This is a genomic window from Streptomyces sp. R-74717 (genome assembly GCF_047305335.1).
Taxonomy (GTDB): Bacteria; Actinomycetota; Actinomycetes; order Streptomycetales; family Streptomycetaceae; genus Streptomyces; species Streptomyces atratus.
Window position 1 is genome coordinate 4,297,582 of sequence record NZ_CP102361.1, and the last position, 14,008, is coordinate 4,311,589.

Annotated in this window: 12 protein-coding genes and 2 pseudogenes; 5 read left to right on the forward strand and 9 right to left on the reverse strand. The window is 69.9% G+C overall.

Annotation, left to right across the window (positions count from 1 at the left end; genetic code table 11):
• Nucleotides 1-30 precede the first annotated feature (30 nt).
• Entirely contained in the window at nt 31-738 is a 708-nt protein-coding gene (locus NRF20_RS19425; RefSeq protein WP_398632726.1) for a demethylmenaquinone methyltransferase, read from the reverse strand.
• A 71-nt stretch (nt 739-809) separates the two neighbouring features.
• On the opposite strand from NRF20_RS19425, the pseudogene NRF20_RS19430 reads away from it, so the two are divergent.
• Nucleotides 810-1,549 (forward strand): annotated as a pseudogene (locus NRF20_RS19430) (DUF3152 domain-containing protein).
• 376 nt (nt 1,550-1,925) lie between these two features.
• Here the strand turns inward: NRF20_RS19430 and NRF20_RS19435 are convergent.
• The 3 genes from NRF20_RS19435 to NRF20_RS19445 all read right to left on the reverse strand — a co-directional run bounded on the left by NRF20_RS19435 (nt 1,926) and on the right by NRF20_RS19445 (nt 3,280).
• Complete coding sequence (locus NRF20_RS19435) at nt 1,926-2,270, reverse strand: hypothetical protein (protein ID WP_398632727.1); 345 nt, start codon at nt 2,268-2,270, stop codon at nt 1,926-1,928.
• Nucleotides 2,267-2,881: an RNA polymerase sigma factor gene (locus tag NRF20_RS19440; protein WP_398632728.1), complete on the reverse strand. Its 615-nt coding sequence runs from the start codon at nt 2,879-2,881 to the stop codon at nt 2,267-2,269. Before NRF20_RS19440 ends, NRF20_RS19435 begins: the two co-directional genes overlap by 4 nt.
• Before the next feature lie 75 nt (nt 2,882-2,956).
• The gene (locus tag NRF20_RS19445; protein WP_398632729.1) at nt 2,957-3,280 is read right to left on the reverse strand and encodes a hypothetical protein; all 324 of its coding nucleotides are present in this window, start codon (nt 3,278-3,280) and stop codon (nt 2,957-2,959) included.
• A gap of 414 nt (nt 3,281-3,694) precedes the next feature.
• Between NRF20_RS19445 and NRF20_RS19450 the strand changes: the two are divergent.
• Nucleotides 3,695-3,961 (forward strand): annotated as a pseudogene (locus tag NRF20_RS19450) (DUF3152 domain-containing protein); the annotation flags it as partial.
• A 174-nt stretch (nt 3,962-4,135) separates the two neighbouring features.
• Nucleotides 4,136-5,803 carry an IS200/IS605 family accessory protein TnpB-related protein gene (locus NRF20_RS19455; RefSeq protein ID WP_398632743.1) on the forward strand — a complete coding sequence of 556 codons (1,668 nt, stop codon included), beginning with the start codon at nt 4,136-4,138 and terminating at the stop codon, nt 5,801-5,803.
• Between the two features lie 129 nt (nt 5,804-5,932).
• Here NRF20_RS19455 and NRF20_RS19460 read toward each other — a convergent pair whose 3' ends face one another.
• From NRF20_RS19460 to NRF20_RS19475, 4 genes are all read right to left on the reverse strand, one after another.
• On the reverse strand, nt 5,933-6,586 hold the full coding sequence (locus tag NRF20_RS19460) for an imidazolonepropionase-like domain-containing protein (protein ID WP_398632730.1): 654 nt from the start codon (nt 6,584-6,586) through the stop codon (nt 5,933-5,935).
• Nucleotides 6,587-6,593: 7 nt separating this feature from the next.
• A complete protein-coding gene (gene mqnC, locus NRF20_RS19465; RefSeq protein WP_413752967.1) occupies nt 6,594-7,793 on the reverse strand; it encodes a cyclic dehypoxanthinyl futalosine synthase in 1,200 nt (399 codons plus the stop codon).
• 72 nt (nt 7,794-7,865) lie between these two features.
• Nucleotides 7,866-9,653, reverse strand: coding sequence for a protein kinase domain-containing protein (locus tag NRF20_RS19470; protein WP_413752968.1), 1,788 nt, complete (start codon nt 9,651-9,653; stop codon nt 7,866-7,868).
• Between the two features lie 370 nt (nt 9,654-10,023).
• A complete protein-coding gene (locus NRF20_RS19475; RefSeq protein ID WP_413752969.1) occupies nt 10,024-10,902 on the reverse strand; it encodes a menaquinone biosynthetic enzyme MqnA/MqnD family protein in 879 nt (292 codons plus the stop codon).
• Nucleotides 10,903-11,278: 376 nt separating this feature from the next.
• On the opposite strand from NRF20_RS19475, the gene NRF20_RS19480 reads away from it, so the two are divergent.
• Nucleotides 11,279-11,482 (forward strand): cold-shock protein, encoded by a 204-nt coding sequence (locus tag NRF20_RS19480; protein ID WP_003967102.1) that lies wholly within the window; start codon nt 11,279-11,281, stop codon nt 11,480-11,482.
• A 173-nt stretch (nt 11,483-11,655) separates the two neighbouring features.
• A complete protein-coding gene (locus NRF20_RS19485; protein WP_398633382.1) occupies nt 11,656-12,483 on the forward strand; it encodes a MerR family transcriptional regulator in 828 nt (275 codons plus the stop codon).
• Between the two features lie 73 nt (nt 12,484-12,556).
• On the opposite strand, the gene NRF20_RS19490 is transcribed toward NRF20_RS19485, so the two are convergent.
• A complete protein-coding gene (locus tag NRF20_RS19490) occupies nt 12,557-13,786 on the reverse strand; it encodes an amidohydrolase family protein (protein ID WP_398633381.1) in 1,230 nt (409 codons plus the stop codon).
• Nucleotides 13,787-14,008: the final 222 nt, after the last annotated feature.

Consider the following 14,008-nt stretch of genomic DNA (forward strand, 5'->3'; position numbering starts at 1 on the left):
TGGCGGAACCGAGCCGACGAGCTCGGTCCTCTAGGGCCGAGAAGTTGACGGACGTACGCCCCGGTGCAGCGCCACCACGCCACCGGTGAGATTGCGCCAGGCGACCTTCGACCAGCCGGCCCGCTGGAGCTTCGCCGCAAGTCCGGCCTGGTCGGGCCAGGCGCGGATGGACTCGGCGAGATAGACATATGCGTCGGGGTTGGACGACACCGCGCGCGCGACCGGCGGCAGCGCCCGCATCAGGTACTCGGTGTACACCGTGCGGAACGGCGTCCAGGTCGGCTGCGAGAACTCGCAGATCACCACCCGGCCGCCCGGCTTCGTCACCCGGTACAGCTCGCGCAGCGCCGCATCCGTGTCCTGGACGTTGCGCAGCCCGAAGGAGATCGTCACCGCGTCGAAGGTCTCGTCGCGGAACGGCAGCCTGGTGGCGTCGCCCGCGGTGAAGGGGAGCCAGGAGTTGCGCTTCTTGCCCTCCTGCAGCATGCCGAGGGAGAAGTCGCAGGGCACGACGTACGCGCCCGTCGCGGCGAAGGGCAGCGAGGACGTCGCCGTGCCCGCGGCCAGGTCGAGGACCTTCTCCGCGGGTCGGGCGTGCACCGCCTTCGCGACCTCCTTGCGCCACAGCCGGGCCTGGCCGAGCGACAGCACGTCGTTGGTGAGGTCGTAGTTCGCCGCCACGTCGTCGAACATCGTGGCGACTTCGTGCGGCTGCTTGTCCAGGGAAGCTCGGGTCACCCACCCATTCAAGCAGCCCGGTCTGCGGTGCTTCGCGCCGGTCGCGAGTCGGCCCCGGGTGGACTGAACCAATTGGGTCCACCGGCAGTCAGCACAGAAGGGAACACAGACCTCAGAGCCACCGGGAACCAGCGAGGAGCCCAGATGTCCGCACAGGGGGCGCGTCGGCGGCTGCGGCCGGAACGCGGCTGTTCGTCGCTGCTGTCGTCCCGGCGGCGCTGATCTGTGCCGCCGCTGTGGTGGGGCCCCGGTGGAGCACCGGCGCCGAGGGGAAGACGGCCGCGCCGTCAGCGTCCGGGACCTCGTCGGACATCGGCACGTTCACCATCGCCCGCGCGGGCGCCTCGGACACCGGCAAGGGCAACGCCTACCAGGTCGAGGTGGAGGACGGTTCGGGCGTCGACCCCGACCGTGCCGCCGCCGAGATCGCCCGCATCCTGGCCGCGCCACGGGGCTGGTCGCACCACGGCGAGCACACCTTCCGCCAGGTGACCGACGGTCCGGCGGGACTGGTCATCCGTATCGCCACCCCCGGGACCACCGACGCCATCTGCGGGCGGAGCGGCCTGGACACCCACGGCGAGGTCAACTGCCGGGTCGGCGCCGACGTCGTGGTCAACCTCAAGCGCTGGCAGCAGGGATCACCCGAATTCCGCAGCCCGCTCGCCGACTACCGGGCCCTCATCATCAACCACGAGGTCGGACACTGGCTGGGCCACGGCCACGAGACCTGCCCGGGCAAGGGCCGCCCCGCCCCCGCGATGATGCAGCAGATCTCGGACTGAAGGGGTGCGTCTCCAACCGTTCCTAACCAGTGCGCATGAGTGAGTCCTGGACCCACCGCTGCGTTCTGGGCGCATCCCGAACGGTTTTGGATGCGCTGGGTTCCCGCTTTCTGGTCCCGTTCGGCGGGACGCCTCCAGGGGCGTGATCCGTTGCGGGTGGGCGGATTCCCTCACGCCCCCGGTTGCCCGGTCCGGGACGGGCCCGTCCGTACGTGGCCGCGCTTGTCGCAGCGGGTGGCCGTGTTCCGGAAGACGAAGAGCGATATTCAGGTTCGTCGCCCTCGTCACATGGAACGTAAAGCAGCAGGTCGCGGGCGGTCCGTGGGAGCTGTTCCGGAGTGCAGCACCAAAGGCGCCGACGGGCGGGCGAGTATGCCGTACCGGCCGCGATCGGGACATGCTCTATGGCCGGCTGGACACACGGGGGTCCGCACCGGACGGGCCGACCGGGCGCGCAGGTGTGGCCGGCAGTGGTTCATCGATGCCGGGGGCGCGGGCGGGCGGCGCCGGAGCCGGGTCCAGCGGGCTGCCGGGCAGCAGCACCAGCAGGCACACGGCCACCACGGCAGCAGCCACACCGAGCGCGGCGAAGGCAACCCTGCGCACCCGGTGCACTCCCCAACTACGTCCCTGCGGGGGTGCGTAGCGGCACAGGTCGCGGTGCGCGACGAGCGCGGCGCGGGCGGCCAGCGCGGCGCGCAGCCGGTCCTCGGTCGCAAGTCGGCGGTCTTCGGCATTCGGCTTCATCGGCCCGCCCCCAGCTTCTTCTCCATGACATCCAGCGCGCGGCTCGCGGTGGACTTCACCGTGCCGCAGGACAGTCCGAGCGTCTGCGCGATCTGCGCCTCGGTCAGCTCCGACCAGTAGCGCAGCACCAATACCTCGCGCTGACGCTGCGTCAATTGCGCCATTGCGTCGAGCACTTGACGGTGCTCCTCGGCGAGCAGCAGCCCCTCGTCGACGGGCGGCCCGTAACCCTGGTGGGGTGGGGTGTAGGCACGGGCGGTGCGACGTCTGCGCAGCACGGAGCGGGCAGCGTTGACCACAGCGGTGTACAGGTAGGCCCCGGGGTCCTGGAGCCCGTCCAGCGAGGTGCCGTGCATGCGACAGATGGCGGCGAAGGCATCCTGGACGACGTCCTCGGCGGTGTGCAGATCGTCCACCAGGAAGAGCGCGAGCCGCACCATGTCGAGTCGCCGTGCCTGGTACAGCTCGGTCAGCGTGGGCGGCGGCTCGTCGTCGTACGGCGTACCGAGTGCCCGCGGACGATGTCCCCGTTCCGGCACATTCTCGGTCCGGGGCATGCGGGAGAACAGACGGGTCCACCAGGGCGGCGCTGCGGGAATGGCGTACTGCATGGACCTCGATCCGTTGCGGTAGGGGCGGGCGGGCCTGCGGAAAGGCCGGCCCGCCCCGTGGTGCTGCCGCTGCTGCTACTTCTGGGCCCCGCTGCCCGGCTGGATCACCCGGGGCGCATCGGCCGGGACGGGCACGGTGCCGGGCTCGCCCGCGTCGGCCGGCTTGCCCGCCTCGACGACCTCCGCGGTACCGGCGGGCTTCGAGTCGACGGGCTTCGACACGGTCTGCGAGGCTGCGCCCCCGGTCGTGGTGACCTTCGGCGCGGCGGGGGCCTGCTTCACGCCGGAGTCGGCAACGGCCTGCACGGCAAAGCCGCCGCCCAGCAGCAGCGCGACACCGGTGACGGCACCCAGGACCTGGGGGCGGAGACGGTGGTTCCACTTGGCCTGCGAAGACATGGGATTCTCCCGAGGAAGTGACGGAAAAACGGTCTGGAACAACAGCTGAAGTGCGCCTTCAACCCACCAGACGTGCGACACCCCCCGAGGTTGCGACCAGATCCGAGAAACCTCACCACGGCCTGCTCCTCGGGGAGAGAGCGTGCCCAGTCCCCGCAGGCCGGCCCTGATCTGCCGCGCAGTACAGCAACCGGCGCACACGGACCCAGCTGCGGCGGAGGACCAGCCGTCCGCCGAGCACCGTCGCCGTGCAGCTCACGGCGGCCCGCGGTGCGCAGCGCCGCCAGGTCCCGTACGCCGAACACCGCTGCCCGGTCGGCGCCGCCTCGCGCCGCTCGTGCGTCGGCGCCGAAACGTTCCGGAACTCGGCTTCAACCTTTTGGCCACGGCATTACTCAGTACAGAGGTGAGAGCGCGACACCGGACACCGTCGACCGGCTCTGCGGGGCGTACGGGCTGAACACACACGGCGAGGTCAACTGCCGCGTCGGCACCGCGGTCGTGGTGAACCTGAAGCGGTGGATGCGGGAGTCGCCGCAGTTCGACGGCCCGCTGGCCGAGTACCGGGCGCTGATCATCAATCACGAGGTCGGCCACTGGCTGGGCCACGGCCATGAAACCTGCCCGGGCCCCGGACGCCACGCGCCCGCGATGATGCAGCAGATCGACGGGCTGAAGGGGTTGTGAGCTGCTGTCGGTTTGCTGCGTCGAAGTGAGTTTTAGTGAGCAGGAGTGAGTCCTGTCGGCGGCTTCGCGGGGCGGGAACGGGAGTTCTGGGGCCGAATGGGTGACCTTGGCGGCTGCTGTTCGTTGGGCTGAGTGGCAGGTTTCCAGTTTTGGGGAGGGGGTGACGTGGTGGGTGGTGTGCGGGAGTTGACGGCACCGTTCGTGGTGCCCGGGCCTTGCGGGGTGGCGATCCGGGACCGTCTCAAGCACCTCACACCCCAGGACGAGAAGGTTCTGCGTGCGGTCGGTGAGCATCAGGGCCGTCTGGCTTCCCGTGACCTCAGGGCCCGTTGCGCGGATGGTCTGGAGCACGGCGCGGAGACCTGGGCTTCACGCAAGCGGGACCTGACCGCGCAGTCGTCGTCGCGGATCGCCGGTGCGATCACCAAAGCCACACACGATCAGTGGGCGCTCGCCCGGCGCTGTCAGGCGGCGCACATCCAGAATCTGGAAGCCGGGATCAGGACACTGCGGCACCGCCTATCCCTCCCCATCGGCGCGAGAGGCACCAAGCGGGCAGCCGGTGGCTACCGCTCCCAGGGTGAGTGGTTCCACAAGTCCCGCCGCCTCGCGACGCTGGAAGCGCGGCACGCTGCTGCGGTCCGTGACCGGCAGGCCGGACGCGTCCGGGTGGTACGCGGCGGCAAACGCCTCCTCAACACCCGCCACCACCTCACCCAGGCCCAGCTGACCGAAGACCAGTGGCGGGAACGCTGGGAAGCGGAGCGGTGGTTCATCGCCGCCGACGGCGAGTCCGGGAAACGGTTCGGGAACGAGACCATCCGCGTCACCCCGGACGGCGAGGTCAGCATCAAGCTGCCTGCCCCGCTCGCACACCTGGCCAACGCCAAGCACGGCCGGTACACCCTCACCTCGACCGTGGCGTTTGCGCACCGGGGCGTGGAGTGGGCCGACCGCATCACCGCGAACCGGGCCGTCGCCTACCGAATCCACCTCGACACCGACCGTCGCCGCTGGTACCTCACCGCGTCCTGGCAACGCCCCGCCGTGCAGACCATCTCGCTGGAGGCCGCCCGCGCCCGGGGCGTGATCGGCGTCGACACCAACGCCGACCACTTCGCCGCCTACCGGCTCGACCCACACGGCAACCCCATCGGCGACCCGCACCGCTTCCCCTACGACCTGTCCGGCACCGCCGGTCGCCGTGACGCACAGATCCGCCACGCCCTGACCCGCCTGATCAACTGGGCCAAACAGGCCGGTGTCACCGCGATCGCCATCGAAGACCTCGACTTCACCACCGAGAAGACCCGCGAGAAACACGGCCGCAAGAAGCGGTTCCGGCAGCTGATCTCCGGCATCCCGACCGGCAAGCTCAAGGCCCGGCTCGTTTCCATGGCCGCCGAACAGGGCCTGAGCATTGTCGCGGTCGACCCCGCCTACACCTCCCTCTGGGGTGCCCAGCACTGGCAGAAACCACTGGCCACCCCCAAGCGAAAGATGTCCCGTCATGATGCCGCCGGCATCGCGATCGGACGACGCGCCCTCGGACACCCGGTCCGGGATGGGGTATCCCCTGCTCGAACGAAGTTGAGAGCTTGGAGAAGGACGGCACCGCCCCCACACGACCGGAGTGATCGTGCGGGGCATCGGACCGCCCAGGCCGGACCAGGTGACCGGGGGCGTGAGGGAACCCGCCCGCCCACAACGGACCGGCCCCCTGGAGGGCCGTCACCGAGCGGGAAGCGAACGCGGGGGACCAGTGCATCCAAAACCGTTCGGGATGCGCCCAGTACACAACAGTGGGTCCAGGACTCACTCATGCACACTGGCTAGGAACGGTGCGTCGCCAATGCGTGGCCGTACACAGCCGCAGGCACATACATACGCGGCCCGTCCGTGCCGTGACAACACGGGTGCCCGGATTCCGGGACCGTCCGGCTCCGGAGGGGCACTGGGCAGGCCCTAGCGCCGCCGGTACATCAGCCGCCCGCCCAGCACCGTGGCCACGCACCGCCCCGCCCCCGCCGCGCACAGCGCCGCCTCGTCGGGTACGTCGAAGACGGCGAGGTCGGCGCGGCCGCCTACGGTGAGCGGGCCGTGCACGGAACCGGGCAGGTCGTACCCCTCCACGAACGGGTCCAGACTCGGTTCCCCGACCAGGATGCCGGGGGCGCCGACGACCGAGACCTCCGTCAGACCCGAGCGGGCAACGGCGGTGCGGACGGCCGGGTCGTGGAAGCGGCCCGCGAGGTGCGTCGTGCCGTACCGCAGCATCTGCTGCAGCCCGCGCCGTACGCTGCCCGCCCGCCGCGTCGCGTCCATCTCACCGACCAGCCGCTCGAACGCCTCGCCCCACAGCGGCCGGTCGCCGAGCGCGTCCGCCTCGCGCGGGTCGGGGTGGTAGCAGCGGGTGAGCAACCACAGCCCGTGCCACTGCCGCAGTCCCGGCGTGATGACGCCCGGCCATGTACGGACCCGGGCCGTGGGGCGGGCGGCCACGACCTCGTCGTACGGTCCGAGGGCGACGATCCGGTCGCCCTCCACGGCCACCGCACCCTGCGCAACGGCAGCCGCGCCGACCGGAAGAACCAGCGGCGCGGCGTGAACGGTCAGCAAAACTGCCTCAGTTGGCGTTCAGGAGCTTCAGCTCCGGATGGGCCGTGCCGCCCTCGATCGCAGTGGACGAGATGTGCGAGACGACGCGCTCGTCGACCGGGTCGTTCGCCGGGTCGTCGTGGACGACGAGGTGCTCGTACGTGGTGGCGCGCTGGGCCGGCACCCGGTCCGCCTTGCGGATCAGGTCGATGATCTCCAGGCGGTTGGAGCGGTGCTTGGCACCCGCCGAGGAGACGACGTTCTCCTCCAGCATGATCGAGCCGAGGTCGTCGGCGCCGTAGTGCAGCGACAGCTGGCCGACCTCCTTGCCGGTGGTCAGCCAGGAGCCCTGGATGTGGGCGACGTTGTCGAGGAAGATCCGGGCGATGGCGATCATCCGCAGGTACTCGAAGAGCGTGGCCTGCGTCTGGCCCTTCAGCTTGTTGTTCTCCGGCTGGTACGTGTACGGGATGAACGCGCGGAAGCCGCCCGTCCGGTCCTGTACCTCGCGGATCATCCGCAGGTGCTCGATGCGCTCGGCGTTGGTCTCGCCGGTGCCCATCAGCATGGTGGAAGTGGACTCGACACCGAGGCGGTGGGCGATCTCCATGATCTCCAGCCAGCGCTCGCCGGACTCCTTGAGCGGGGCGATCGCCTTGCGCGGCCTGGCCGGCAACAGCTCGGCGCCCGCTCCCGCGAAGGAGTCGAGACCGGCGGCGTGGATGCGCTGGATGGCCTCCTCGACGGAGACCTTGGAGATCCGGGCCATGTGCTCGACCTCGGAGGCGCCGAGCGAGTGGATGACGAGCTGCGGGAACGCCTTCTTGATGGCGGAGAAGTGCTCCTCGTAGTACTCGACGCCGTAGTCCGGGTGGTGCCCGCCCTGGAACATGATCTGCGTACCGCCGAGTTCGACGGTCTCCGCGCAGCGGCGCAGGATGTCGTCGAGGTCGCGGGACCAGCCCTTGGCGGTGTCCTTGGGCGCGGCGTAGAAGGCGCAGAACTTGCAGGCCGTGACGCACACGTTCGTGTAGTTGATGTTGCGCTCGATGATGTACGTCGCGATGTGCTCCGTACCGGCGTAGCGGCGTCGGCGTACGGCATCGGCGGCCGCGCCCAGTGCGTGCAGCGGCGCCGACCGGTAGAGGTCGAGGGCCTCCTCCGGAGTGATCCGACCGCCCTCGGCGGCTCGGTCGAGGATGGGCTGAAGGTCGGCCTTCTCGGTCACCGGGCTGTCACCTTTCGGCGGTTTTTCAACGGATCTACGGACCGGTTCAGCCTACGCCAGCCCCTGTCGGGGTCAGCTGCCGGACCGGGTGAGCGTGCCGTACGGACGTCCCGCGCCGCTCTCCTCGGACCGGAAGCGGAGGGTGCCGTCGGCGGCGCGTGTGAAGTGGACGTCGGTGGTGGGGGAGGTGCAGAGGGTCGGGTCGCCGGGGCGCTGCGGATCGGCGCGCTCCCGGAGCGTCAGTTCCTTGTCGGTGCCGGACGAGAGGCTGGCGACGCTGTTGCAGCGGACGGTCAGTCCGAGAGCGCTGACCTCCGTGGTCATACGGACCACGTCCGCGCCCTTCTTCCCCTCGGTGAACACGGCGGTGAGCGTGCCGTGCGACTGCCCGGAGGTCTTCTCGGTGATCGGGCCCTTCCACGTGCCGATGAACGCCTTCGGGAGCTCGCTGATCTGCTCCGGGTCACCCGTGCCCGAGTCCGAGGGCTGCGACGGCCGCCCTGAGGGCGTGGCGGCCGGCGGGGTGTGGCCGACACCGCCGTGTTCGGCGGTGTCCCGGCCGCCGCCGCCCGGCATCAGATCGAAGATGTACGCACTGCCCACGGTCACGGCGGCGAGGGCGCCCGCCACAGCGAGGGCGACGGTGCAGCTCAGCCTCCGGCCGCGGTTCGCATCGGGGCGGGCCGGGGCGGAGTCCGCGCTGACGGTGACGGAGAAACGGGGGTCGGGCGTACGTTGCCCGGGCAGCCCGGACGACCCGGTCGGCCGCGACGCCCCGGCGGACTCGGCCATACCGGCGGTCGCCGGCCACGAGGGCGGCCCGTTCGGCCGGGGCGGCCGGGTCGGTTCATGCGACGGGAACGGCTCGATCGGCGGACCGAACCCACCGCCCGCACCACCTGCGCCGCCCGCGCCCCACGCCGCACTGCTGAACGGCACCGGCCCCGACTGCACCGGCGCGTCCTGCGGTTCCAGGTCCAGCAGTGCGACCGCCGCCCGGCTGACCTCGCGCACCAGAGGACCCGGCAGCCAGCCCGCCGCCACGAGCGCCGCCGCCCCGCCCGGCGCCAGCTGCCGGGCCAGCTCCGTGGGGGTCGGCCGGTCCTCCGGGTCCTTCTCCAGACACCCGGCGACGACGTCCCGCAGCTCCCCCTCCAGCTCCCCCAGCTCGGGCTCCTCGTGCACCACCTTGTAGAGCAGTACGGCGGAGGAGTCGCCGAGGAAGGGGGCGGTACCGGTCGCCGCGTACGCGAGCACCGCGCCGAGCGAGAAGACATCGGCCGCGCCCGAGATGTCCACGCCCCGGATCTGCTCCGGTGCCATGTAGCCCGGCGAGCCGACGGAGACCCCGGTGGAGGTGAGCGAGGCGGTGGCACCGATGGCGTGGGCGATCCCGAAGTCGATCAGCCGGGGGCCGTCGAGGGCGAGCAGCACGTTGGAGGGCTTCACATCGCGGTGGATGAGGCCCTGCTCGTGCACCGCGGCCAGCGCCTCCCCGAGTCCGGCACCCAGCGTCCGCACCGCGTGCTCGGGCAGCGGCCCGTGCTCGGCGACCGCGGTGGACAGCGGGGGCCCTGCCACATAGCCGGTGGCGACCCATGGAATGGGGGCGTCCGGGTCGGCGTCCAGGACGGGCGCCGTCCACTGCGCACCGATCCGCCGTGCCGCGTCCACCTCCCGCCGGAAGCGGGCCCGGAACTGCTCGTCGAGAGCGAAGTGGGGGTGCACGACCTTGACCGCGACGGTACGTCCGCCCGCGCTGCGCCCCAGATAGACCCGGCCCATGCCGCCCGCACCGAGCCTGCCGAGCAGTCGGTAGGCACCGATGGTCAGCGGTTCGCCGGCTTCCAGCGGCTGCATTTGGACTCCCCCTGTGTACCGGCCGGACCTCCGACCGAAGCCTAGGTGCGAAGGTCATCGGGTCACAGAGGAAACCATCCGCCGATTTCACCCCTAAGGGAACGAACAACGGCTTTCGACACAACAAAAGGCGTGAATGCGTCGTTCACCCGAGCGATTCCGGAACACGACCGGCACTCTCCCCGCACACCATCCGGGAATCGGCTATTCGACGCGTATTAACCCGAATCGATAGCCGGGCCGGGAGAAGGGGTGAGAGCGGAGGCGGGAAGAGATATCGAACGCAGAGGTACAAGATTCCCCTATAGCCCCGGCCATTCCGGCGCACGGCGTACTCGGTGCGCGTCCGGCGTCCCGCCCCGCCGCCCGGTCAGCCGCCGAGCAGCTCGACCTTCACGTCCGCCGGGAAGCCGGTCGTCGGACCGACCCGGCGCGCGAACTCCTGTACGCCCGCCAGCTGGTCCGGGCCGAAGCGGAAGTCCAGGGTCGTGAAGTACCGCTCCAGCACCTCCGCGTCGAAGGCCTCCCAGCGCGCCGCCTGCTCCGCGACCTTGGTGACTTCCTCCAGGGAGACGTCCCGCGAGGCCAGGAAGGCCTCGTGCACCTTGCTCACGTGGTGGGGCTCGGCCGCCAGATAGTCCTTGCGGGCCGCCCAGACCGCGAAGACGAACGGCAACCCGGTCCAGTCCTTCCACATCCGGCCCAGGTCGTGGACCTGGAGACCGAGCCGGGGCGCGTCGTGCAGGTTGGCGCGCAGCGCGGCGTCGCCGATCAGCACGGCGGCGTCCGCCTCCTGCATCATCACGCCGAGGTCCGGCGGGCAGGTGTAGTAGTCCGGGCTGACCCCGTACCGCTCGGCGAGCAGGAGCTGGGCCAGACGCACGGAGGTGCGCGAGGTAGAACCGAGCGCCACCCGGGCCCGGTCCAGCCGGTCCAGCGGCACCTGCGACACGATCACGCACGACATGACGGGCCCGTCGCAGCCCACCGCGATGTCCGGGAAGGCGACCAGGTCGTCGGCGTTGCGGAGGAACTCCACCAGCGTGACGGGACCGATGTCCAGATCGCCCCTGATCAGTTGCTCGCTGAGCTTCTCCGGGGTGTCCTTCGAGAGCTCCAGGTCGAGCAGGGTTCCGGTTCTCGCCAGTCCCCAGTACAGGGGGAGGCAGTTCAGGAACTGGATGTGGCCGACGCGCGGCCGGCTGCGACGGTCGTCGCCTGCGACAGTTGAGACGGTTGAATTGTCCACATCGCGAGGCTAGACCCGTGGTACCGCCCGGATGGCACCGGGTGCGCGGGGCGTCACCCGGTCCCACTCCCGGGGCGCACCGATACCGCCCCGGGGAGCACGCCAAAGCCTTCCCCCGTACCGCCTGAAGACGCCTCCACAACACCCTCCGGGACACCCGCTTCGTCAGCTCATCGGCACGGCTATCAAACATCCGAGTGAAGTGATCTTTCCCTCTACCCTTCCGTACACACTGCGTGCTAGGCTCGACGCAAGTTGCAGTTTGGTTTCCCTTGCAGTACAGAGCCTGCGGAGCATGTAACCCGCAGGCTTTTGTAGTTTTCAGACTTCTTTGCAGGTTCTGGAGCAGGGCAACCCTTTGGCCCAAGGAGGGCTTATGGCTACCGGAACCGTCAAGTGGTTCAACGCTGAAAAGGGCTTCGGCTTCATCGCCCAGGACGGCGGCGGCCCGGATGTCTTCGTCCACTACTCCGCGATCAACGCGTCCGGGTTCCGCTCCCTCGAGGAGAACCAGGTCGTGAACTTCGACGTCACTCAGGGACCCAAGGGTCCGCAGGCTGAGAACGTCACCCCGGCCTAGTTGCCCGGGTCGGCCGATCGCGGCCGGCTAGTAGTACCCAAGGAGCCCCGCTCCTCCGCCTCGGCGGAGGAGCGGGGCTCCTGCCTCTTCTCCCGCCTTTTCCCGCTCGGCGGCATCGGGGCGCTGCGATGCTTGACCTTGACACCGTGTGAAGCAGTGCAGTGGGAGACATCATGTTCACCATCGGAGACTTCGCCCGGTACGGACGGGTGTCGGCCCGGATGCTGCGCCACTACGACGCCATCGGGCTCCTGCACCCCGACCGCACCGACCCCGCCACCGGCTACCGCTTCTACGGGGCCGCCCAGCTCGCACGTCTCAACCGCATCATCGCCCTCAAGGATCTCGGCTTCACGCTCCAGCAGGTGCAGGCCATCCTCGACGAGCAGGTGGGATCGGAGGAACTGCGCGGGATGCTGCGGCTGCGGCGGGCGGAGCTGGAGGAGGCCATGGCGGCTGCGGCCGCACGGCTGGCCCAGGTCGAGGCGAGGCTCCGGTCGATCGAGAGCGAGGGACGCATGTCTGCGGACGATGTAGTGGTCAAGAGTGTTGCCGCGGTACGGGTGGCCGAGCTGACCGGCACGGCGGCGAGCTACGAACCGGAGGGCATCACTCCGGTGATCGGTCCGCTGTACGACCGGCTCTTCCCGCTGCTGGGCACGGTGGGCGTCACCCCGAGCGGCCCCGGTATCGCACACTACGAGGATGCTCCGGAGGGTGGCGGCGCGGTTGTCGTCCACGCCGGGGTGACGGTCTCCGCCCCGGTGGGCCCGCTCGGCGACACCGGGATCACGGTGGTCGAGCTGCCCCCGATCGAGGCGGCGACCATGGTCCACCGGGGTTCGATGGACGGCGTACTGCCGACGGCCCAGGCCCTGGCCCGCTGGATCGACGCCAATGGCTACCGGTCCGCGGGATACGCCCGCGAGATCAGCCTGGAGTGCCCTGAGGACCAGGACAAGTGGGTGACGGAACTCCAGGAGCCGGTCACCAGGGCCTGATCCCCCTCGGACGTCCATAGGCCGAAAGGAACGTGACACCCCACCCCTCGGGTGTCACGTTCCTTCGCACCCCCTACCGTCCTCCGGGCCCCGCCCACAGCCCGTCGTCCGTCAGCCCCAGCAGGTCGATCGCGTTGCGGCGCACGATTCGGTCCACGACATCGGCGTCCAGATGCCCCATCTGCGCCTCGCCGACCTCGCGCGACTTGGGCCAGGTGGAGTCGGAGTGCGGGTAGTCCGTCTCGTACAGAACGTTCCCGACGCCGATCGAGTCGAGGTTCTTCAGCCCGAAGGCATCGTCGAAGAAGCAGCCGTAGACATGTTCGGCGAACAGCTCCGACGGCGGGCGGTGGACCTTGTCGGCAACGCCGCCCCAGGCCCGGTTCTCCTCCCAGACCACGTCGGCGCGTTCCAGGATGTACGGGATCCAGCCGATCTGGCCCTCCGCGTACATGATCCGCAGGTTCGGGAACCGTTCGAACTTGCCGCTCATCAGCCAGTCGACCATCGAGAAGCAGCAGTTGGCGAAGGTGATGGTGGAACCGACGGCGGGCGGGGCGTCGGCCGAGGTGGACGGCATCCTCGAGGACGAGCCGATGTGCATCGCGATCACCGTCCCCGTCTCGTCACAGGCCCGCAGGAACGGATCCCACTCGTCCGTATGAATGGACGGCAGCCCGAGATGCGGAGGTATTTCGGAGAACGCCACCGCGCGCACACCGCGCGCCGCGTTCCGCCGGACCTCGTCCGCTGCCAACTGCGCGTCCCAGAGCGGGATCAGGGTGAGCGGGATGAGCCGACCCCGCGCCTCGGGGCCGCACCACTCGTCCACCATCCAGTCGTTGTACGCCCGCACCCCGAGCAGCCCCAGCTCGCGGTCCTTCGCTTCGGTGAAGGTCTGGCCGCAGAAGCGGGGGAAGGTGGGGAAGCAGAGTGCGGACTGGACGTGGTTGACGTCCATGTCGGCGAGCCGGTCGGGGACCGAGAACGACCCCGGGCGCATCTGCTCGTACGTGATGACCTCAAGCCTGATCTCGTCGCGGTCGTAGCCGACCGCGGTGTCGAGCCGGGTGAGCGGGCGGTGCAGATCCTCGTACACCCACCAGTCGCCGACCGGCCCGTCGTCGCCCTTCGCACCCATCACGGGCGCGAACTTGCCGCCCATGAAGGTCATTTCCTTGAGCGGTGCGCGGACGATACGCGGGCCGCGGTCGAGGTACTTGGACGGGAGCCGGTCCCGCCAGACATGAGCGGGCTCCACCGTGTGGTCGTCCACCGAGATGATCTTCGGGAAGGTCTCCATGCCTCCCACGGTAGCGCCGATCTGACGAACCGTCAGCTACCCTTACCGGCCCACGTTCCACAATCGTTGTCGAGGGCTTGTGCAGAGAGTCACCCGCTGCTGACGTGTCCGCCCAAAACAAGGCAGACTGTTGAGCGCGATACCAGCGGTACCGAACAATCCGGATCCACCCGCACCGGACCGGCACGTGGGCGGGCCATCCGAAACAGACAGCACCAGCAC